Origin of the sequence: Nocardia vinacea NBRC 16497, assembly GCF_000308835.1 — a bacterium.
Lineage (GTDB): Bacteria > Actinomycetota > Actinomycetes > Mycobacteriales > Mycobacteriaceae > Nocardia > Nocardia vinacea.
Map to the genome: position 1 here is coordinate 100,705 of NZ_BAGN01000088.1, position 19,629 is coordinate 120,333.

The 19,629-nt window shown below is 61.5% G+C and carries 23 protein-coding genes; 15 read left to right on the plus strand and 8 right to left on the minus strand.

The window, feature by feature from the left end:
• The first annotated feature begins 5 nt into the window (after positions 1–5).
• The 4 genes from ON44_RS11795 (at position 6) to ON44_RS11810 (ending at position 2,121) form a co-directional block, all read left to right on the plus strand.
• Complete coding sequence (locus ON44_RS11795; RefSeq protein ID WP_040689056.1) at positions 6–335, plus strand: type VII secretion target; 330 nt, start codon at positions 6–8, stop codon at positions 333–335.
• Positions 335–1,060: a WXG100 family type VII secretion target gene (locus tag ON44_RS11800; protein ID WP_040689057.1), complete on the plus strand. Its 726-nt coding sequence runs from the start codon at positions 335–337 to the stop codon at positions 1,058–1,060. The genes ON44_RS11795 and ON44_RS11800 overlap by 1 nt, the downstream gene beginning before the upstream one ends.
• Positions 1,061–1,549: a hypothetical protein gene (locus ON44_RS11805; RefSeq protein WP_040689058.1), complete on the plus strand. Its 489-nt coding sequence runs from the start codon at positions 1,061–1,063 to the stop codon at positions 1,547–1,549.
• A 194-nt stretch (positions 1,550–1,743) separates the two neighbouring features.
• Positions 1,744–2,121: a hypothetical protein gene (locus ON44_RS11810; RefSeq protein ID WP_157187110.1), complete on the plus strand. Its 378-nt coding sequence runs from the start codon at positions 1,744–1,746 to the stop codon at positions 2,119–2,121.
• A 138-nt stretch (positions 2,122–2,259) separates the two neighbouring features.
• Here the strand turns inward: ON44_RS11810 and ON44_RS53385 are convergent, their stop codons facing one another.
• From ON44_RS53385 to ON44_RS48135, 5 genes are all read right to left on the minus strand, one after another.
• Positions 2,260–2,391, minus strand: a complete 132-nt coding sequence (locus ON44_RS53385) for a hypothetical protein (RefSeq protein ID WP_281005115.1) — start codon at positions 2,389–2,391, stop codon at positions 2,260–2,262.
• Positions 2,388–2,699: a hypothetical protein gene (locus ON44_RS11815; RefSeq protein ID WP_040689062.1), complete on the minus strand. Its 312-nt coding sequence runs from the start codon at positions 2,697–2,699 to the stop codon at positions 2,388–2,390. Before ON44_RS11815 ends, ON44_RS53385 begins: the two co-directional genes overlap by 4 nt.
• Positions 2,696–3,010 carry a hypothetical protein gene (locus ON44_RS11820; protein WP_040689064.1) on the minus strand — a complete coding sequence of 105 codons (315 nt, stop codon included), beginning with the start codon at positions 3,008–3,010 and terminating at the stop codon, positions 2,696–2,698. Before ON44_RS11820 ends, ON44_RS11815 begins: the two co-directional genes overlap by 4 nt.
• Before the next feature lie 521 nt (positions 3,011–3,531).
• Positions 3,532–3,744, minus strand: a complete 213-nt coding sequence (locus ON44_RS11825) for a hypothetical protein (protein ID WP_040689067.1) — start codon at positions 3,742–3,744, stop codon at positions 3,532–3,534.
• Between the two features lies 1 nt (position 3,745).
• The gene (locus ON44_RS48135; protein WP_245567110.1) at positions 3,746–3,889 is read right to left on the minus strand and encodes a hypothetical protein; all 144 of its coding nucleotides are present in this window, start codon (positions 3,887–3,889) and stop codon (positions 3,746–3,748) included.
• A gap of 287 nt (positions 3,890–4,176) precedes the next feature.
• On the opposite strand from ON44_RS48135, the gene ON44_RS11830 reads away from it, so the two are divergent.
• The 11 genes from ON44_RS11830 (at position 4,177) to ON44_RS50125 (ending at position 10,659) form a co-directional block, all read left to right on the plus strand.
• The gene (locus ON44_RS11830; RefSeq protein ID WP_040689068.1) at positions 4,177–5,067 is read left to right on the plus strand and encodes a helix-turn-helix domain-containing protein; all 891 of its coding nucleotides are present in this window, start codon (positions 4,177–4,179) and stop codon (positions 5,065–5,067) included.
• On the plus strand, positions 5,064–5,270 hold the full coding sequence (locus ON44_RS11835) for a DUF397 domain-containing protein (protein WP_040689070.1): 207 nt from the start codon (positions 5,064–5,066) through the stop codon (positions 5,268–5,270). The genes ON44_RS11830 and ON44_RS11835 overlap by 4 nt, the downstream gene beginning before the upstream one ends.
• A 312-nt stretch (positions 5,271–5,582) precedes the next feature.
• Positions 5,583–6,173, plus strand: a complete 591-nt coding sequence (locus tag ON44_RS11840; protein ID WP_245567111.1) for a DUF3558 domain-containing protein — start codon at positions 5,583–5,585, stop codon at positions 6,171–6,173.
• Positions 6,174–6,226: 53 nt separating this feature from the next.
• Positions 6,227–6,748: a hypothetical protein gene (locus tag ON44_RS11845; RefSeq protein WP_040689073.1), complete on the plus strand. Its 522-nt coding sequence runs from the start codon at positions 6,227–6,229 to the stop codon at positions 6,746–6,748.
• 399 nt (positions 6,749–7,147) lie between these two features.
• Complete coding sequence (locus ON44_RS11850) at positions 7,148–7,468, plus strand: hypothetical protein (RefSeq protein WP_040689076.1); 321 nt, start codon at positions 7,148–7,150, stop codon at positions 7,466–7,468.
• Between the two features lie 4 nt (positions 7,469–7,472).
• Entirely contained in the window at positions 7,473–8,825 is a 1,353-nt protein-coding gene (locus tag ON44_RS11855; protein ID WP_040689077.1) for a WXG100 family type VII secretion target, read from the plus strand.
• The gene (locus ON44_RS11860; RefSeq protein ID WP_040689078.1) at positions 8,825–9,136 is read left to right on the plus strand and encodes a hypothetical protein; all 312 of its coding nucleotides are present in this window, start codon (positions 8,825–8,827) and stop codon (positions 9,134–9,136) included. Before ON44_RS11855 ends, ON44_RS11860 begins: the two co-directional genes overlap by 1 nt.
• The gene (locus ON44_RS11865) at positions 9,133–9,441 is read left to right on the plus strand and encodes a hypothetical protein (RefSeq protein ID WP_040689080.1); all 309 of its coding nucleotides are present in this window, start codon (positions 9,133–9,135) and stop codon (positions 9,439–9,441) included. Before ON44_RS11860 ends, ON44_RS11865 begins: the two co-directional genes overlap by 4 nt.
• Positions 9,442–9,480: 39 nt before the next feature.
• Positions 9,481–9,777, plus strand: coding sequence for a hypothetical protein (locus ON44_RS11870; protein WP_040689081.1), 297 nt, complete (start codon positions 9,481–9,483; stop codon positions 9,775–9,777).
• Positions 9,749–10,336, plus strand: coding sequence for a hypothetical protein (locus ON44_RS50120; RefSeq protein WP_157187111.1), 588 nt, complete (start codon positions 9,749–9,751; stop codon positions 10,334–10,336). The genes ON44_RS11870 and ON44_RS50120 overlap by 29 nt, the downstream gene beginning before the upstream one ends.
• Positions 10,337–10,512: 176 nt before the next feature.
• Positions 10,513–10,659 carry a hypothetical protein gene (locus tag ON44_RS50125; RefSeq protein ID WP_157187112.1) on the plus strand — a complete coding sequence of 49 codons (147 nt, stop codon included), beginning with the start codon at positions 10,513–10,515 and terminating at the stop codon, positions 10,657–10,659.
• Positions 10,660–10,666: 7 nt separating this feature from the next.
• Here ON44_RS50125 and ON44_RS50130 read toward each other — a convergent pair whose 3' ends face one another.
• The 3 genes from ON44_RS50130 to ON44_RS11885 all read right to left on the minus strand — a co-directional run bounded on the left by ON44_RS50130 (position 10,667) and on the right by ON44_RS11885 (position 19,574).
• Positions 10,667–11,950 (minus strand): hypothetical protein, encoded by a 1,284-nt coding sequence (locus ON44_RS50130; protein ID WP_157187113.1) that lies wholly within the window; start codon positions 11,948–11,950, stop codon positions 10,667–10,669.
• Between the two features lie 131 nt (positions 11,951–12,081).
• Positions 12,082–16,704 carry a DNA methyltransferase gene (locus ON44_RS11880; protein ID WP_040689086.1) on the minus strand — a complete coding sequence of 1,541 codons (4,623 nt, stop codon included), beginning with the start codon at positions 16,702–16,704 and terminating at the stop codon, positions 12,082–12,084.
• Between the two features lie 2 nt (positions 16,705–16,706).
• Entirely contained in the window at positions 16,707–19,574 is a 2,868-nt protein-coding gene (locus tag ON44_RS11885) for a helicase-related protein (protein WP_040689088.1), read from the minus strand.
• Between the last annotated feature and the right edge of the window lie 55 nt (positions 19,575–19,629).

The window sequence follows — 19,629 nt, forward strand, 5'->3', positions numbered from 1 at the left end:
GTCCGATGTCGGAGACTTTCAAAGTCGATCCAGCCGCAGTGGACGCGTTCGCCGCGGCTTTGAAGACGCTGGCCGAGGCCAATGCGAATGTCGCAGCCTATCTGGACAAGTGGTTGGTCTTGGACAACACCGTGTGGGGCGACGGCGGGCTCATCCGTATCGGGCTGAGCGCCGTTGCCGAGGCGCACAACAAGCTGAAGCCCAATTACGCCACCCTCGGCACCCTCTCCGAGGCTGCGGCGACCGAATTGACCAAAGTCGCACAGGTTTACCGGACCACCGACCACGCGCGCGCCGACGAGTTGGACCGCACCTACCCCACAGGCAGCAATTGATGACCAAGACGCCGTCCGAGCACCTGGCGGAACCTTCGCTCGAGGACCCGCTCAACGACAGTTTCGAGTTCCTCATCACCTCGAACGCCATTTCGCCGACGTACTGGGCTTGTAAGTGGTGCGAAAACGTCCTCGGGACAGACCCGCTGAAGTGGCTCACCACCAAGATCTCCGGTGATTGGGAGGCCTTGCAGAAGGCGGGCAAGGCGGTAGAAAACCTGGCTTCCTACAGCGCGAGCTTCTCCGAATCGGTCAAGTCCGCCGCGACGACTGTCGACGCGACGTGGGACGGTAACGCGGCCACCAGCGCTCAAGCGTATTTCACGGAGCTCTCGACAGCCATTTCCGCTCAGGTCGAGCCATTGAAGGAGATGGCGACCGAGATCAACCGCTTCGCGTCGACGGCGTACCACCTCTCCACCGCCATGAGTAATGCCTTGCAGACCTTGCTGGACTGGGGCGCCATGGCGGTGATCGAGTGGGCCGCGGCCCAGGCCTCCGCGCTCACCGGCGTCGGAATTTTCGCAACGGCGGCCCTGGTCGCCGCCGCCACTGCGACCACGGCGAAGGTGATCGCGGAATGGGGCCTGCTGGTCGAGAAGTTCAATGCCGCGTATGTCGCACTCGAGGCCATCGCCGGGGTCGGGTTCGGCGTGGTCGCGGTGGTCGAGTCCGCCGATATGCCGAGCCTGCCCGCCGCCACCTACGACCACCCTGGAGCCTGAATGAAGGTGCCCGAGCCGATTCATGATCTGGCCCACGGCGATCTCGGGGCATCGCGCCAACTGTCCCGCGCGATTCGAGTGCTGATGGATACCGCCACCGATCCGCAATTGAAGGAGCAGCTGCGCGGTGTCCTCGAAGGCAAGGGCAGCGCACGCGAATTGATGCACAGCGAGGCATTCAATCGGGTGCTCGATCGCACGTTGCCCGCTGCCATGCAGCAGTTCGCGGACATGCCGGAGGAGGAACGGCAGCGGCTGGCCGCCCAGGGCGAAGCCGAGTTGGTGCGACTCCGGTCTGAACCACTAGAGGACCAGCGGCCGTCGGACCGGCCGATGCCACCTCCCGCGGATCGGCCGGCGCCCAGCGGGAACGCCGTCATCCCGGGCACCCGCAAGCCCAACCGCGATCGCGTCGTAACCCCGACTGATGACGACGACGAGGACGACGAATACTTCCGGAACCGCCAGCAGCACGGATGGCTGCAGTGACCAGGGCGCGGGTGGTCTTCGACACTGAGATCAACCCGGAGTGGACGCCGACTCTCGTGACGGCACCGACGGAGCTCGTTCTCACTGAGCCGATGCCGGGGTTGTGCAGCGAGCACGGTTGCACCGCCAGTGAGACCCGTTCCTTCGCAGTCAATTCCAGTGGCCCATTATCGGAGTTGCCGACACTGCGAGCCATGTTGCGCTCCACGAAACCCGGGCGGCGGGACCCCGTCCTAGCGCGCGTCCGCTTCGACTGCCCGGCCTGCGAGTTCTGTCTCCTCGAGGTCCGGCGCTTTCGTCGAATCGCGCTGGTGGCACTGCTGGCGATACCGCTGACAATCGCGGCCGTCCTCATCGCACGGGCGCTCGAACTCGAACCGCTCTATTTGCCTTTGGCTTTCGTGAGCGTGCCCGGATGCATGCCGATCGCGTTGCTGGTGGCGATGCTGTCCTGGAGTCGCTCCCGCTATTTCGCCGATGTCTGGATGAACGAAACAGCCGACCAGCTGATCGTTTCCGCGCACCCGGATTTCGTGGCCGCGGTCGAGCACAATCGGGCGGGGAATCGCTGAACGCCCCACTGGAGCCCACCACACTAGGGGCCTAAGCCTTTTCGCAGCTCCGCCCACCGGAGCCACTAAACGATCAGTTTGTTCACAGCACTGAGTTGGTAGGCAACAGCAATGGGCACATCCTCACGTGGGTCTTTGCTATTCACTTCCGCGCCACTTGCGCTTGGGTTTATCCTGCGACACCCGCACCGGCCAGCACAGTGCCCACACCAACACCGCCAACGGCACACCGGCGGCCAGCGCCAGCCCGGCTGTGCTCCAACTCGTCATCCCTGCCTCTCACTCGAGAACGTTGTCCACCGAGCGAAAGACATTCGTGGAGTGACGGTTTCGACGTCGGCGACACACATCAGCGCATGCAACATCAGCACATCCACATGTAGCGGCGACGGCATGATCACCGCATCCACATCTGCACTCCGAACCTGGTCGACCAGCGGCACCAGCGTGATCTCCGGCGGCCACACCAGCGCGTAGCCGAGCCGCCGCGCCAGCCGCCGCACCTGCGCGGCATCCCATTCCGGCATTCCGGTGACCACCGGGTCTATCCAACCCAGCGCGGTCGGACGCGGCCTCATCGCTGCCTTGCATCGCGAGGTGCGGCTGTCGGTGTGAGCCGTGCGGCGAGTGCCGCGGCATCCGCGCCGGGGTCGGTCAGCCCATCCAGGACGTCCAGCAAGGTCTGAATGTCGGGGCTGGGCGCCGCCGGTGACTTGGGGTCAACGAGGTAGCGATAGTCCAGATGCTCAGCGTGGCAACGAGTCTCGATCACGTGCTCCGGCCCATTAGTCCGTTCGAGGCGGACGGCGTTCGGACTGCTCTCGTCAGCATCGGCGGATGTGGATCGCCACGACGTGTACTGCTGGCAGCTATCCATGTCCTGGCTCATTCCGTGTTGTTCCTCCTGATCGCTAATTGGTAAGCACTTCCTGCCGAGGAGCTGTCGCCACCGATCGGGTGGCTTGGCGGGGCGGTCGATGTGCCGATGGGGAACACGGCATCGACCCGGCGGTAGTGCGACGAACGGTTGGCACGCCCGGTGGCGGGGGATGCGGCGCCTCGGCACCGGGGCGATTGTGTGGGCACGGGCTGGTCTGCCCAGCGGACCGCGTCCGCGAATCGATCACATCGGTTGGTGCGCCGCAGTGGACGGCCGGTGAACCGATGAACGGATCACGTTGCAGCAGTTCCAAATCGCGCTCCACCGCTCTCGATCGGCGGCGGTTCGGGTTTCGCGTGGTCACCGCCCCTCCTGACCGGTGTCCTCCGCGCCCGGATCGGTGTGAAGTTTCCCCACGACATAGACCGGCCACATTCCGCAAAGCAGGCTGGTAATCACGACGATCAGAGCGGCGATCCGAGCGGGTATTGGGCGGCACCCCTTGGTTGTCCGGTTTCGTAGATCTGTTGTCAGGCAGAGGGTTTGGTGCAGGCCGGACAGTCGGCGGGCGAATCGGTGGGGTGCGGATGTCCCGTCTCGATCAGGCGTGCCCAACAGCCGCGCAACATCTCACACGTCCCTACCGTGCAGTCGGCGTGTAGATCTCGGGAGATCTCCCGATGCATCTGCGCCGGTGCCATCGCATGGCTCGGAAACCGGTGCTCGATGGGATCGGCGGCCATATCAGAATCCCTGGTGCGGAACATCAGCCGGGACCAACCGCCCGGCGTCGATCAGCCGCTTCTTCGCCTGCGCCTTGACCGGGCACGTCGACGCAGCGCAGTCCAGGTGCGCCTGCATCGTCGCGTGGGCGGATTCGATTGTCATCACAGGCAATTCGCTGTGATTCGTTACGGGAAGGCCATGCATACGGAGACTCCAAACGTGGGCGTGAGTATCTGGAAACCCGGTAACCGAGGCCGAAACTGCCTGTGCAACACGGTGATTCACTGAGGCAGTGGGTACATCCCGGCTACCGGGGTGATTTCAGTAGTACGCTTCTCGGCGGAGCTGTGGAAGATTTCAGCACGTGAATTGACCAAGTTTGTTCCAAAATTCCACGGCGAGGAGCAAACTGATTCCAAATCGACATCACCCGATAGCGAGGCTAAGGAATGTCCATTGGTTCAACGGGTTCCACTCTGCCGCGTCGTATGCTCGGCCGAGCGCTCAAGCGGTTGCGGGAAGGATCGGGCACACCACCGAAGGTCGCCGCGCAGGCCATTCGGGTATCGGCGCAGACGTTGTGGCGGATCGAAACCGGACAACAGGGACCGAAGCTGAAAGAGATTTATGTGCAAGCGCTCTGCCAGTTGTATGGAGCGGCATCGGACGAGACGAAGGTCCTTGTCGGTCTCGTGGAGCTGGCCGAGCAGAAGAACTGGTGGCACCCGTACGAGGATGTCATTCCAGAATTCTTCGCCCTGTTCATCGGCCTGGAAGAGTTTGCCCGCGAGCTTACGACCTTTCAGCTCACACTGATGCCGGGTCTCCTCCAGACCGCCGATTACCGACGCGCTGGTGTCTGGGCGCTGCAGCCACAGGCCAGTCCGACCGAGGTGGAGCGCAACATAGACCTGACGATTCGGCGACAAGAGCGGCTTTGGAAAGATAGCCAAAACTTCGCTTTGGACGCCCTGGTGTGCGAGTCGGCGTTGCGATACCCCATCGGTGGTCCGGCGGTGATGGGACGCCAGCTCCGCCACCTCGAGGAGGCGAGTCGAATGCCTAACGTTTCGATTCGCGTCGTACCGCTCAGCGCCGGAATGCATATCGGCCTGCAGATGGGGAGCTTTGTATTGCTGGAGTTCCCCGAACATCCGACCGCCTACTTGTCCGAGCCTCCGGTGGTATACGCGGATGGGTACACGGGTGCTCTCTACCTGGAACGTGAGAAGGAGATTCAGCAGTATCGCTCCGGACTTGCGGGCATCCGGCGTGTCGCGTTGGATGAGGGGAAATCCAGGGAACTGGTGGCCCAGATAGCAAGGGAGTACGAAGGGTGAGCATCGACCTATCCGGGGCGAAGTGGTTCAAGTCCAGCCGCAGTCAGGACGCCCAGGCCTGCGTGGAAGTTGCACACCTCAACGGGGGCATGGTTGGTGTACGCGACTCCAAGGATCGCACCGGTCCGGCGCTGGTTTTCAGTCCTGCGGAGTGGGATGCCTTTGCGGCCGGTGTCAAGGAAGGCGAGTTCGATCGGGCCTGATCGGCGGTCGACACACGAAACCGAATGAGCCCAGGCACTTTTCGTCGCCTGGGCTCATTCCATTCTCAGGGCTTGACGCTCGCACTTCGGCGACGGTAAGTGGACGTGCATCTATTCGGCTGACGATGGCGACATCCGAAGCAACCCGCAGCGTCGCATCCAGCGTCATCGTTGTCGATGTGCGCGGCTTCTGTAGAACCCACTCCGCACGATCACCAACGCTTTTGCATGGTGATGACCTGGCCGGTACGGTCAAGACGAGCTTTGCGGGGGCGGGGAAGCCGGTCCGGCCCCAGGTCTGGGATGGCGCCGGTGCGAAAGGACGAGATGGCCAGCTGGAGTGGTGTGGTCCGGGGTGTGGTTCTCGGTGCGGGGCTGATCATGCTGATTTCGGCATGCAATTCCGGTGGGGAGTCCAAGGGCAGTACGAACAGTGCGTCGGTGACGCCGACCATCGCGGCGGATGTGCCAGCGGGGTTCGATGCGTGTAAAGACCTCCCGCAGTCGGTGATTCAGCAGGAACATTTGATCAAGCCAGACGCGGACAACGTAGATAGGCCCGGCGGCATCAAGTGGCGCGGTTGCGGCTGGGTTCAGGCAGGTGGCGACGGATACGCCCCCACGATCGACACCACCAACATCACCCTAGCGATGGTGCGAGCCAACAAGGACTTTACGGTCGACGAGGAACTTACGGTCGCCGGGCGGGCTGCACTCACTTCCCACGTCAGCGGGCAGGATTCGCACGCGGACTGCACAATAAATGTCGAGTTGAAAGGCGGCAGCCTCGAGATCAGCGTCGATAACCCACCGTCACGCCGGAATACTGGGAATCAGCATGCTTGCGATATCGCGAAGCGCCTTGCGGGCCAGATTGTTCCAGCGATACCTGCTGCCCTCTAAACTTGTAGGCGACCTCCGGATCGCAGCCGGAGCTCTGGGGAGGAATACCAGCTATGAGTGACGATACGACGACACCGTCTGCGGGTCCGCTGGCTAGCGCGATCAAGGACGCTCAGGACGGCAAGTTGACCGTCAGTTTCAGCGACGAAGTGCGGGTCAACGCCGCCGAGTTCGTCTACATCGAACGCGACTGCAAAGCCTTCAAAGAAGAGATCGTGGCACTCCAGCGAATCGCGGAAAGGATCTCGGGCCGTGAGCACTGGGGTCTCGGCGAGACAACGGAGGGCATGATCTCGGCCGCAACGCTGGTGGCTCGCTTCCGCGGCAAGGCCAAGATCGTCAACTCCGCCACCGACACGGACAACAACGTCTACGACATCCTCCAGCAGCACTACCAGATCGTCGACGACATCCAAAACCTCCACCGCACAATCGCCCAGAAGTACATGGAGCAGGACGAAAAGTTCGCCGCTCACTACAACGAGTTGACAGCGAATGTGGAAGGCAGCCAGATCGGCACCACCCCAACCCAACTGGGCGTGATTTCACCCCCGGCCGTCGGTGCGTCGAAATGAGTGATTCGAATTCAGTCCCGGAGGAACGCTGAATCGCAAGAGCCCTCATTGATCGCGCCCAGTTAGGGCACCCCTGGATTGAACCGTGATGGACGCTTTATGTGGTGTCCGACCAGCGCGGTCAGACGCGGCCTCATCGCTGCCCGGCATCGCGGGGCGGCTGTCGGTGTAAAGCCCACTCGGTAGCCAACTTGCGGTAGGCAGGCGGTTCGACCTGCACCGTGGAATGACGAGGTTATCGATGGGCGTAGGGGCCAAGCTGCTCGACGTGATGCTGATCATCGTGGCGATCGAAATGCGGCCCGGCGGAACCGATCATCGACTTCGTGCGTCAGTATCAATGCACAGGCGAACTGGAATGAGGCTCTCGCTGTCAATGGGGAGCGAGGAGGGAGCGGTATGTCGTTCGAGGTCAATCCGGATAGCCTGCGAGGGGCAGCGGGTGTGATGGCTGCGCTTCCTACTGAGATCGATCAGGCACCGCACCTGGGCGCGGGTCCGAACGCGGACAAGTTGACAGGGTCTGCGGTCGGCGCAGCGCTGGGTAAGTCGGACCCGTCGAGCAAACGGGCCAAGGATGTTCTGAAGGCTCGGTTCAACCAGTTCTCCAGTCTGTTGGCACTGTCGGCGGAAACCTTTCACGACACTGACCTGGATGCCGCGAAGCGGCTAGCCGCTATCGCCGATATCAACTCCGGCGACCCGCACGCAGGGAAGTAGCGCGATGGCTGCTCCACGTGAGGTGCTCAGTTGGGATGTATCGGGTCTGCAGGCGGTGGCCGTCAGTGCCACCGCGATAGCTGACGCGATTATCAAAGCCTCCGACACCATGTATGCCACGATCCACGACGATTTGGCTTGGAAGGGCGACGCCAGACAGGCCGCGGAAGAGAAGGCCGACCGGGAACGCACTCAGATGCGTGCAATCGCAACGGCATACGACGATCTCGGAACCGCGAGCGCTGGTGCAGCCCGAGATATGGCGTACCCACTTGCGGAGATCCGAACCATCTTCCAGCACTATGTTGTGCCGCCGGTAACTGTCGCCGACGACTGGACCGTGAACGGCGTGGAGGATTGGAATTCCGAGGCAGGAATGCAGCTTTCGAGACTCGCCGGCTTGGTCTCGACTCTGGAAAGTTCGGATGCGCAGTGGGGCGCGAATATCGCGCAGGCGAACCAAGAACTCGACGCTATGGCGCCGGAGTCGGTGCTGACCGAGGCGACCAAGACGATCGAGGACGACAAGAAACAGGACTCTCGCTCGAATCCTGATCGTCTCCGTACGTCGGCGGCGGCATTCGAACAGATCTTCGGCCGAGCACCTTCCAGTCCGACCGACTGGAAGACCGCCGAAGCCTTGAACCCGAATAGTTACGATCCGAAATATCAGGGTGTGCCGCCGAATATCAAAGTCGCGCGTATCGAGCCCGTCCCCGGCCAGGGAGTGGTTCGCGCCGCTGCCTTCATCCCTGCTGTGCAGGTGTTCAACGTGCCCAACTACGACCTGGGCGACAATCGCTCCGAGGACTCCAACTTCGATCCCGAACACGCACGTGTCACCACGTATGTCGATTACGAGAACGGCCTCATCATCACCCGGCAAAACCCATCGGTCACTACATCGGGTGAGGTGAAGGTCGGTGAACCGGAAGTTCAGGCGTCGCAGCTGTCAAATGGTTCGGTCTTGATCCAATATGATGCGGCGAATCCGTTTGCTCCCCCGGGATCCAGCGTGACCGGCCATACCGTCAACGGTGAACTCGTGATATCACCGACAAGCGGGAATCCTGGTACGCCTCGGGTGGTGGCTGGCGGAGAAATCACCGACTACCCGTCCATGGAGATCTACCAGGACAATTCCGCAGGTAATTCACGCCCTGTCTTGATCGATCCGGCGAATTCCGGGAGCCAATGGGGCCCGCTCGCCAACCTACCGTCCTTCCATGAAGTAGGAGGAGGAAAAGCAATGTTCGAGCCGTTCAAAGCCGACTTCAGTGATCCGAACTGGGAGCGGAACAAACCGACAACCCTGGGTAGCCCGAGCAATCCGCCCACAACTGTGATTGTACGCTAATGCAGAATCGTGACGACACCGGCGTGAGCGGCTTGATGTCCGGCCCCGTCTTCTGGCAGGCGACGACGTTAGCGGTGCCGCTCGCATCCGCGACGGCCGTAATGCTGTTCGCGTTGGTGATCCGCGTGGCCGACGCGGCGTACCCGTCGGTCGACGCATCGAAGCATTGGGTATTCGCCACCATCACCGTCGTTATGGCCGTGGCGGCGATACTCCTTGCACTACGGAGAACACCGCGGTCCCTGGGCACGGCTACCGGTATAGCGACCTCCTGCCTACTCGTTGCATTCGTCTGGTTGGCTACCGCATGAGCAGCCTTCCGTCGAAATACGCCCGGCAGGACTGGTTCGGCCCTGAAGCGTTCATCGCCGTGGTCATCGGCATGGTCTCCATTTCGTTGCCCTACACGGGACTAGTCCCCCGCGACGCAATCTGGTTCATAACCGGACCACCCATCGCTGGCGGCCTCCTCATCGCCATCAGCGCCGCTGGACTTCCACTCAGCGACGGCACCCGCCGAGCAGGCGTCGGACTACTAGCCGCATTCGCTGGATTCCTGTTGTGCATCATCGGATTTCTCATCGGTCTCGCAATCGGGGCAGTCTTCGCAGGGTGACGACCGTGTCCAGCGCATACCGTAGATGCTAGGAGTTGAATGGGAATCGACATAATTCTTCAAAATCAAATCCATGAACGGATCGAGCTGATTTACGGGGACGCCTGGGGCACATTCGCCAAGCTTGTCGATCGTGCCTCGGTCGGCTCGATGCTGTGGCAAATTCACGAGCACGCTGACACGATGTACAACATGGCCCAACTCTCTCTCTTTCTGGATGAACTCGCGGATCTGTCGCCGAACAATGACGAAGAGGGGGAGCTACTCTCGGTCTTGCGCGACGCTGCCGAGACTGCTATCCGCAGGCATGGGTATCTCTGGTTCAGTGGGGACTGAAGTCGCAAGGTTTTCCGCCATTGCAGATGAGAATACGACGCGAGATCAAAGAGGACGCGAGATCAAAGAGTATGAAGACAGGTGGATACTGCAACCGTTGCGCGGAAGCCGCATTCTCCATACCGAATGGCGTCCGAATGATATCGAATTCTCACTCGACTCACCGTTCGGGCTCATCGTCGACTATACCGCCGAACTGTCGCCACGATCTCTAGCTAAGACAGATCCGGATCGCCACCCGATTACATACTGGTCCAAAACCGATATCGAGCGAATGCTCTCCACTCCGATCATGTCAGCAGTATTCTTCAAGACCGGTGACATAAGAATCTCTTTCCGCAATGGATGGATACTATTCATATCAGCCGGGACAGTTGAGCCGTCAAAACTGATCACAAACGACGGCCTGCTCTGGAATGGCTCAGAAATCGCCAATCAGATGGATTACCCCGTTGTAGCAATCGATCCCTGGACCGGAAACAGAATTGAGGCTCCGCCATGGCCATCTCGGCCAGCCGACCTCGAAATAAACTACGACTCAGAAGATATCAACGATTGACCCGGCCCTCAGTCGCCGACCGATAGTTCTCCGGCGCCACTACGGTAGATGCTGACGACAAATATATCTACGGTCCGGGGTGTAATCCGAATCCTCATCCCTATCGAGCAATGGCGGAAGACTATTATGGAGCTAATCCCGGCGCGACGACCAAGGAAGTAGGGTAATGAATTCTGGTGACTATTTACCAGCGGATGAATATACCTCAAAATAGCTTTGGCCTGTTCGATATCGGCGGGAAGTTCACGAGGCACGCGGGCATCGGCGCGCGGATATTCGCTGATGTCATCGCTTACGGCAACTCAGGTCAGGATGAAAAATAATCAATATTCAGGAAGGTAACGTGGAACTTGACACCACTATCTGTTCTGCAATGAATCGAATCAATGTCACCTCTCGTATCAACTGTTTATCGTGCGAGAACGGGACGAACTTCGCCTTTGACCCATCTTTACTGTGAACTAGAGCGTTCCTAGTCTTGTATATTCTCCTAGCTAGAGCGGCAAATACGGTCGAGGAGTCGGGTCCAGCGAGGTCAACGAAGTCTCCTTCGCAGAAATCCACTTTATTATCCGCATAGTATCGAACAAGTCCACTTTCAAACTCGTCAAGGTCAGACATTAGCGTCCCCAAATCTAGGTAACGCTCCAGCGTGAGCTTCAATGCGACCTCCTCGTTGATAACAAGCTCTTCTTTTCGAAGCTGTACCGCTCTCGTTACAGTGCGAATTACACGTCGCATGTCTGCTGTACGCTTATAAGAGAAATTGGGACCAGTAATCTGAGCCTGTAGTTTCGCAACCAAATCCTCCTCGAAAACAGATTCAAACCAGTGCTCGGCAACATGGTAGTAGGATATATACTCAAGCATCGGGCTTTCAACCGAAACTCCGAGTTGATAGTGATAAACCAAGTCTGGAACATAGTATCGGCGTGGCGCATCCAAGTCGCTAATAGTGGACCGACGCAAGCGGGAAATTCGTGACGGACGTATAAGCTCTTCGACGTACCGCTCCTGGGTTATTGCCACATCGAGGTTGTATCCAAGCTGAAAAAAGAATGCATCGGCATAACGCTGCCATCTATCGGATGGTGTTGCTGACTTTGCCTCCAGTCTTAGTGTCATAATCTGCAGATACCGCCCAAGTACTTCCAAAATGTCAGTCGGCGGATTCTCCAGTCGGTTAAGCCGATTCGTAAACATATGCAATGGGGGAGCCGAAATTCGAAGGTTTCGGAGGTTGGCGCCTTCTGGAATATTTAGTAACAAAAATATGAGGTATGCGTCGCTTGCCAGGCCAACTGTATACGATATCCCTTGTTGATCATCGGAGACAGTCAAGGCCTCCCGTCCGGGTCGAAGCAAGTGTCGCGTATTAATCGAGCTATCTCGCCTAAGAAGAACTTCGAAACTCTTTCCAAGGACTACAGCAGTCTCGTCAATCTTCTTGTAGGATTGTACATGTGCAAGCGTTTCAGTCAGTCGTTCATGGCTGAGATTTAGCAGAGGTTCATACCGGTCGATGCCGAAGTCGTAGCCTCCGTCAACAGCGCGCGGCGGTGTGCGGAATATTTCTCCGATCATCTGCGCGACGCGGTCATGCGATATGGCCATTAAACCTCAATCTCCTTCACGATGAAAAATTGCACGACAGCCTGGCGCTGTACGTATTCCGGGTCGCTGGAACTGATTGCGAGTAGCTCGTCAGATCGCTGGCAACCATGGCTCATGGGCCAGCTGGAACCTCAATCGGCTACGGTCGCTTGAGTTATTCTCGTACCGGGCGAGATAGCCGAGAAGTGCTTATGGGCGAGTTGCATGTCGCGTTCTCGGTCGACTCCGGTGAAGGGTTCTGCGTAGGTGATGCCGTCGATGGTGAAGTCGGATGGGGGGAGGGAGCCCTTTTTGCGGTATTCGGAGGCGAGTTTGGTGGGGAGTTGGCGGCCGTTGGCGTCGTAGAGGGCTTCGCGTTCGTATTTTTGGAGGACGGGGAATTGGGTGCGGTAGATGGTGAGGAGTTCGTCGGCGGTGATGTTGAGCATTACGGCGACGATGGCGTCGATTTCGATGAGGGCTTGGCGGCGGTCGGCGTCGGTGCGCAACGGTGTGCTCCAGGTCCAGTTGGGTCCGATCGCACCGCGGTCTAGATTGCCGCTGTAGGCGGTGGCGAGGCCGGGTACCCAGGAGTCCTGTAGCCAGGTGGGGTCGTAGAGCTCTGCCCAAAGGGGGGCGTACGGTTCGACCAGGCAATTGAGTCGAAGAGTGCGCAGGACCAGGGCGCTTTCTAGCGAATGACCCCGCATGTGGGGAAGTCGGCGCATCAGTCCGTGCTTCAGTTCGGTGGCGCCGCATGCCTTGATGAGGAAGTCGGCTGGTACGGACGACCAGATTCCCGATGCGACCACCAGATCGGTTGACGTCGGGAGTTTGGCTGTCAAGACCGTTCCAACGAATGCTGGTCCAGGCGGGACTATGGCTGAGTGAAGCGTGCGGACCGTTGCGGAGTCGGCCATTCGGCGCCAGGCAAGGCGGAAGTAGGACGAGCTTGGTTCGTTGTTCCACTTCGGGTATGCGGCTTGGTATTCGGGGAGGGGGCGGGCGGTCTGGTAGTTGGTTCTCGGGATGAAGTTGTCTGGGATCGACTGGAGGTCGATGGGGGAGTAGTCGACGTTGCTGCGCATGGTTGGGTTGCCCTGCTGGTATATCGGGCAGGCGACGGTGAGGTGGGGGCCTTGGAGGATGGTGTTGTCGAGGGTGTCCGGCACGGCGGAGCGGGATTCGAAGTAGCCGAGTTTGCGGTCACGGTCTTCTTCCCAGCCTCGCGTCCACTGGAATTCGATATCGGTGAGTCGCGGTGCGGCGGCAATCTTGTCGAGAACCGCCGCACTCGCGCGGTTCACCGGGTACAGCATGCGGGCTTCGGCGGCGGGGGTGTCGGGTTCGTCGATGAGGGTGGCCCAGCCGGCGAGGTCGGATTCGGTGATGTCGATGATGCGTTCGGGATGGGGGCGGACGTCCCATTTCCCGTCGGGGTCTTTCACGCCGGGGACGATGGTGGAGCTGTCGTTGCCTGAGCGGCGGGCGTGAAGTGAGCGGGCGGGGACGTCAGGGTGGTAGAGCGCTGAGCCCTGGAGGAAGTGGACGGTGGAGTCGCTGCCGTAGACGTGGACGCCGTATTGGCGGGTGTTGTTGATTTCGGCGAAGAGCTTGAACTCGTTGCGGAACTGCCAGTGCCGCTTGAGTCGTCGGTAGCAGGCTCGCCGCAGTCCTTGGGCGCGGGCTTCGGTGAAGTGGCTCTCGGGGTGGATCAGTGAGGTGATGCCGCGCGCGGACGATGATCGCCAGGTTCGTTCCATGAAGCAGCGGTACAGGTCGGGCTGTAGGCCGGTGAGGACTGGTCGGTCGATGCCGGAGCCGACGTGCTGGTTTTGGCCCGCCTGGGCAGCTCGTTCGTCGAGCAGCGTCGCGCGGATCGCCGGGACCGCGAGTGCCGCAATGACTTTGGCTTTCTTCTCCGTCTCGGAGGGTTTGTGCGCCAACTGCCACCACGGATCGAACTCGGCCAGAACGCCTGCTTCGTCCCAGTCCGGCCGCACCCACGGCGGATTACCCAACTGCAAGTCGAACCCGCCTCGCGCGAAGACCGGTGCGAAATCAAGCTCCCAATGGTGGAACCCCTGCGCTTGAGCGATCCTGGAAGCGACTGTCAGCCAAGGGAATTCGGAGATAGCCGCATCGACAGGTCTGACCTGTGCGAATACTCGATCGTTGTCTTCGGCGACGTCGAGTTCGAACCAACCCATGTCCGAAGCGAAGCTGGTCTGTCCGTACTTCTCGAACTTCCCCGCCTTTGCGGTTGTGCCGAGAACGGCCTCGAGGCCCCCGACCCATTGATCCCAGTCCGGTGCTGCGATATCGCCGGTCACTGGCCACGACCACAGTGCACACCACGCGTCCATTACTCGCCGCAGTCGCTGGTAGGAGCCGTCCTCGTCGTTGAGGACCTTTTCGATCTGTTCGCGCGAGACCGCGGGGACATGGTCGACAGGATCGCTGCGCCACAAGTGGAGATCACGCCGGATTTCGGATTCCGCGATGGTGAGGCGACGCAGCGTGAACTCCCACAGGGTTTCCACACGCTGAGCCAGGGAGGCAAGGCGTTTGGTGATCTCCCTGGAGGGAGACTTGCGGATCTCGTTGCGCCACAACCGGAGTTCTTCGCGTTGTTCCGGGGCGTAGGTTTTGGCTTCGGCGGTGTCTACCACTGCTCCCCAGCCTTCGGCGGGGAGGAGGAAGTGGTGTATTCCGGCGCCGATTTCGGAGCCGAGGGGGATGTCCTTCGGCACGGTCTTGAGCCAAGCCTTTTTGGTCAGCTCGCTGGGCGCGTACACCGCTCGTCGCGCACCGATCAGTGAGTTGCCCCGTCGCAGGTGGAGCCCGAACCATGGTGCTTGCAGCCCGGCGACCATGGTGTCCAGCCACAGGGAGATTTCAGCCAGCTCGACGGCAGTCGCATTGAGGTCGACCCCGTACACCTGGTGAAGGGCGATGTGCGCCTTCACCTTCTGCAATTCGACCGTGTATTGGTCAGCATCGATCAGCTCGCCCAGATCCTCCTGCTTGCGCTTGAGGTATTCGGCGGCGAGCTGACGAACAGCTTCGATGGCGAACGCGCCGGAGCCGAGGGCGGGCTCGCAGATGGTGAGGGAGAGGATTTCCTCGGGGGTGGTGCGGTGCCCGTCTTGGTCTAGGAGTTCTTCGAGGGCTTGGGAGACAACGAACTTCGTCAGAACTTCTGGCGTGTAGTAGGACGCGGACTGCTGGCGTTCGCGGCCCGCGAGGCGGAAGACGAAGGTGCCCTTGTAGTGGATCACCGGCTTGTTTTCGTGGGTGACGGGGTCCTCGGCACACACGAAATCAGAGGGGGACAGGTGGTCGGCGCGGTCGACCGGAACCACCCAGGACCCCTTCTCCGGGTTGCCTTCCTTGGCGACCTCGTAGAGGTCTTCCTCGGCGAAGAAGCCGGTGTAGGACATCAGGCCCTCGTAGACCGCGCCCAGCTGGTTGATGCCCAGTTCGGCGTAGCTGATGAAGCCGCGGTCGGCGCCCTTGCGGGACTTGCTCTCCTTGGTGAGCAGCAGGTGGGCCAGCACCTGTTGGGTGGCTTCATTGCCGAGCTTGACGTCGTCGATGAGTTTGGTTGCTTCGGTGGAGAAGAGGTCTGCGCGTAGACGGTTGAACACGAGGCCCGGGGCGGGATCATCGGCCACGTTCTCGCGCACAGCCGGGGTGTGACCCCCTTCAACGAGGTCGAACAAGCGCTTCAAAGATTCGTACAGATGTGTGCCCGTGCGGGCGTGGTTGGAAACTAGTTCGATGAGGGTGAGTTCGCGGAGGCGGTCGAGGCCGTAGCCCTCCTCGTATTCGGCGACGCCGGTGGGGAGGACCTGCATTTCCGGTGATGCTTCGGCGTACAGCAGGAACAGAATTCGGTACAGGAAGCGCAAGGAGTGCTTGGCGAGCTCGTTGCCGTCGATGCCGTCCATGGTCTTGCCACCGGCGCGGCGGCGGCGCACGACCTCGTTGGCGATGATTTCGATGGACAGGCGGATGCCTTCACGCAGGTCTTTGGAGACGCCGACGGTGTGCTTCACCGAGTCTTCGAGGACGCCGGTCCACCAGATGTTGCCGTCGGCATCCGGCTCGAGGGCCTGATGGCCGAAGATGGCTGCGGCGCGGTCGATTTCGCCGCCACGCGCGTCGTGGCGGCGTTCGACGACTACCAGCAGGTCCACGGCGAGGTAGCGGCCTTCGGCCCAGCGTTCGGCTTCGGCGAGCAGGAGCCAGCGGCCGGCTTGGACGACGACGAAGGTCGGTGGGGTGTCGGAGCGGAAGGCGGCAGAGACTGCTTTGGAGGCCGATTCGAGAGGCTTGTTGTCTTCGACGGCTGGGGTGATCAGGGTGCCGGTGCCGAGGAAGTCTTCGATCGACTCGACTGGGTTGGCTTGCAGGAAAAGCACATTCGGGGTGCCTGCGAGTTGAGCGTCGGGGATGGCGAGTTCGGAGCCGGCGCGTTCGGCGGTGAAGGGGGTCGTTTCGCCGTCGAAACCGAAGGCGGCGCGGACGGCGGCGTGCACCTTGTGGGCGGCCTCGGGGTTCTCGGCGAGGGCACCCAGCGCGGTGTGTAGGTCACCGGCTGCGGACAACAGGGAGCTGCGGACGGTTTTCCGACCCTCCTTGGCCTCGGCGTCCCACGCCTTACGCAGCTCCATCACCTTGCCGTGGAACGACTCCTTCACCGAATCGGTGGTGAAGTAGTGTTCGCTGATCCAATCCTCGCCGACGACGATGGAATCGAAAGAGGCCACGGTTACTGGTCCTTTCCGGGAACGATCACCAGCAGCGGGCGCACCAATTGCTGGGTGGGGGCGAGGGATTCGGCGAGGCGCTGTTCTTCGGCGATGCGGCGGGCGTAGGTGTCGACCTTCTTTTTCTGGCTGCCGAACAGTTCGAGTTGGTCGGCGCCGGAATGCCAGCGGTCGGCGCGGCGGCGCCACTGGGCGAGGCGTTCGTTGGCGGTGCGTTCCTGCTCGCCGAGGACGATTTTCATCGACTGGGTGGCCTTGTCGACCGCGATGGGGATCAGCTGTTGGAAGCGGTCCGGGGCGGGGATCGGGCCGGGGTTGGCGGTCTCGGGCTTCAATCCGGTGTCGGTGAGCAGGAAGTCGAGGTTTTCCAACGGGGTGGAGAAGGCCAGCGTGGGGCGTTCGGTGTCGGGGAACTCGACCGTGGAGAACACGCGGGACACGAGCTGGCCGCGGCGGTTCATCAAGGTGCCCATCAACAGGACGGTGACGGCGTCGACGTTGCCGCGGATGGCGAAGATCTGGTTGCGGCCCAGGGCGGACAGGGCGCGGTCGCTGGCCCAGTCGAGGACAGGGTGCAGCGGGCCGAGGAAGTGGGCTTCGGGCCAGGTGGTGTTGTTGATGCCTTTGCCCTGGCGGGCGGCGCGGAGCTGGGCGTCGCCGACCTGGCGGGAGGTGGCGAGCTTCAGGTGGGTGTCGATGCGACCCTTCTCGCGGTAGTTCTGCGGGAGGTGGGCCAGGCGCTGGCGGAGGTCGCGGGGCGGGACCAGTTCGGCGATACCGTGATTGGCGTGGATGGTCCAGCCGACACCACCATTGCCGGGGGCCGCATGGGGGACGTCGTTGTAGGCGGCGCGCAGGGCTTCGTCGAGGAAGCCGATGTCGTCGGTGTAGAGGCTCTGGTGGGGGAGCTCGGGGAGCGCGGGGGTGTCGTCGTTGTCGAGCTGGGCGAAGAAGGCGTCGAAATCGTCGCCTTCGAGGACGTCTTCGACCGTCCTGACCTGATCGTCGAGGTCGGACTTCCGGGCGAGGACGTCGCGGATCGCCGATTCCTCGTCGCCCACACTGTGTTTGCCCATCAGCGAGGCGACGTCACCGAGCGTGGAATGCGCATGGTTCTCGCGTTCGAGCAGGCGCGACAGCACGCGGAGGTCACCGGAGAATTCGGGATCCGAAGGCTCCAGGATGAGGGAGGAGATCACCGGCGGGAACTTCTGGCCGTAGCGGTCGACTCGGCCGTTGCGCTGTTCGATGCGGATCAGCGACCACGGGATGTCGTAGTGGATCAGGTTGTGGCACTGGGCATGCAGGTTCACACCCTCGGACGCGACATCGCCGGTGACGAGGACTCGGATCGGGGAGGTTTCGAGTTTGAAGCTGTCGACGATCTCCTGCTGCTCCACATCCGACAGGCCGCCGTGCAGCATGGCGATGTTCTCCGGCTTCAAGCCGAGAGCGGCGGGCAAAAGGTCGGTGAGCCACTTCAACGTGGCGACACGTTCGGCGAAAACGACTGCGCGCAGGGACGACTTGGGGCCCACACCGATCTCGCGCAGGCGTGCGACAAGGGCGGCCTGCTTGCCTGCCGACTCGGTGAACGCCTTGTCGTTGAGGTCGCTGAGCGTGTTCAGGGCGGCCAGTTCGATGCGCTGCTGGGGAGTGCCGTCGCGGAGCTTGTCACGGCGCTGGTTGATCGACTCGCGCAGAGCTGCCGGGGAGGACAGGAAAGCCTTGGCCAGGGTCCACGGGAACAGGGCCTTGGTTTCGCCGGAATGTGGGGAGGTGCCGGTTTCCGGGTGCAGCCAGACCTGCGAGAGTTCGCGGGCGACAGCGTCTTCGGCGTCGGACGGCTGTACGAGGCGGTGCACCGGCTCGGCGCGTTCGGCCCAGTCGCTGCCGACCTCCGCGGCGACCTCGTCGTGGTGACGGTGCCTGCGGATCAGCAGGTTCTGCACATCCTCCTTGGTGAAGGATCCGTCGGCGGCGACCGCGGTGGGGTCGAGCAGGCGCAGGAGTTCGGCGAAGGATTCCTCGCGGCCATTGTGCGGGGTTGCCGAGGCCAGGATCAGGGCCTCGGTGTTGGGGGCCAGGACCCGGGCCAGCTCGTTGTTCTGGGTGCCGACATTGGTGAGGTTGTGGGACTCGTCGATCACCACCGCATCCCAGTGCTGGCGTTCCAGATGTGCCTTGTAGCGCGGACTTTTGAGAGTGTCGATCGAGATGATCGCGCGCTTGTAGTACGTGAAAGGATTGCGGGTGGCGGGGAGCTTCTGGCGGACCTTCTGGATGCCTGCTGAGTCGAGGCGAACGAACGGTAGCGCGAAACGGCACCACAGTTCGTGCTGCATCTGCTCGAGGACGTGCTTCGGGGTGACGATCAGGATCCGCTCGCCGCGGCCACGGCGAACCAGCTCCGACAGGATCATGCCGATCTCGAGGGTCTTGCCGAGGCCGACCGCGTCTGCCAGCAGAATCCGGGGGCGGATGTGCTGGGGGGCAAGGGCTTTGGCAACGGCGGCACGCTGGTAGCCGAGGGAGTCGGCGAGCATGTGGGTCGAGACGGTGACCGTCTGGTCGCCGTAGGGGAACGGGGTTTTGCGCAGGAGGGCTTCGAGCCACAGTCGGGAGTCGCGGTAGCCGGAAGAACCGTCGGGGATGACCTGGGCCTTGGCAGGGTCGAGCACCTCGATGGTGTCGAGGCTGTCGTAGAACGTCGCGGTGGTGTCGGCGACCAGCTCGGACAGGCCGCGCACGCGTAGCAGCCAGCCGTCGGATCCCTGCTCGGCGGAGGTGACCAGCCATTCCTCGTCGCGGACTACGACGATCGAGCCGGGGGCGACGTTGAGCTCGCGGGGCTCGACGGCATGGGTCATCAGGGGTACTCCTGGTGGGTCGATGCTGAGGGGATCCAACTTAGTGCCGGATACG

Excerpts from the sequence above, each read along its gene's own strand:
- ON44_RS11795 (WP_040689056.1), top strand. The coding sequence starts at position 6 with ATGTCGGAGACTTTCAAAGTCGATCCAGCCGCAGTGGACGCGTTCGCC.
- ON44_RS11800 (WP_040689057.1), top strand. The coding sequence starts at position 335 with ATGACCAAGACGCCGTCCGAGCACCTGGCGGAACCTTCGCTCGAGGAC.
- ON44_RS11805 (WP_040689058.1), top strand. The coding sequence starts at position 1,061 with ATGAAGGTGCCCGAGCCGATTCATGATCTGGCCCACGGCGATCTCGGG.
- ON44_RS11810 (WP_157187110.1), top strand. The coding sequence starts at position 1,744 with ATGTTGCGCTCCACGAAACCCGGGCGGCGGGACCCCGTCCTAGCGCGC.
- ON44_RS53385 (WP_281005115.1), bottom strand. The coding sequence starts at position 2,391 with ATGACGAGTTGGAGCACAGCCGGGCTGGCGCTGGCCGCCGGTGTGCCG.
- ON44_RS11815 (WP_040689062.1), bottom strand. The coding sequence starts at position 2,699 with ATGAGGCCGCGTCCGACCGCGCTGGGTTGGATAGACCCGGTGGTCACC.
- ON44_RS11820 (WP_040689064.1), bottom strand. The coding sequence starts at position 3,010 with ATGAGCCAGGACATGGATAGCTGCCAGCAGTACACGTCGTGGCGATCC.
- ON44_RS11825 (WP_040689067.1), bottom strand. The coding sequence starts at position 3,744 with ATGGCCGCCGATCCCATCGAGCACCGGTTTCCGAGCCATGCGATGGCA.
- ON44_RS48135 (WP_245567110.1), bottom strand. The coding sequence starts at position 3,889 with ATGACAATCGAATCCGCCCACGCGACGATGCAGGCGCACCTGGACTGC.
- ON44_RS11830 (WP_040689068.1), top strand. The coding sequence starts at position 4,177 with ATGTCCATTGGTTCAACGGGTTCCACTCTGCCGCGTCGTATGCTCGGC.
- ON44_RS11845 (WP_040689073.1), top strand. The coding sequence starts at position 6,227 with ATGAGTGACGATACGACGACACCGTCTGCGGGTCCGCTGGCTAGCGCG.
- ON44_RS11850 (WP_040689076.1), top strand. The coding sequence starts at position 7,148 with ATGTCGTTCGAGGTCAATCCGGATAGCCTGCGAGGGGCAGCGGGTGTG.
- ON44_RS11855 (WP_040689077.1), top strand. The coding sequence starts at position 7,473 with ATGGCTGCTCCACGTGAGGTGCTCAGTTGGGATGTATCGGGTCTGCAG.
- ON44_RS11860 (WP_040689078.1), top strand. The coding sequence starts at position 8,825 with ATGCAGAATCGTGACGACACCGGCGTGAGCGGCTTGATGTCCGGCCCC.
- ON44_RS11865 (WP_040689080.1), top strand. The coding sequence starts at position 9,133 with ATGAGCAGCCTTCCGTCGAAATACGCCCGGCAGGACTGGTTCGGCCCT.
- ON44_RS11870 (WP_040689081.1), top strand. The coding sequence starts at position 9,481 with ATGGGAATCGACATAATTCTTCAAAATCAAATCCATGAACGGATCGAG.
- ON44_RS50120 (WP_157187111.1), top strand. The coding sequence starts at position 9,749 with ATGGGTATCTCTGGTTCAGTGGGGACTGAAGTCGCAAGGTTTTCCGCC.
- ON44_RS50130 (WP_157187113.1), bottom strand. The coding sequence starts at position 11,950 with ATGGCCATATCGCATGACCGCGTCGCGCAGATGATCGGAGAAATATTC.
- ON44_RS11885 (WP_040689088.1), bottom strand. The coding sequence starts at position 19,574 with ATGACCCATGCCGTCGAGCCCCGCGAGCTCAACGTCGCCCCCGGCTCG.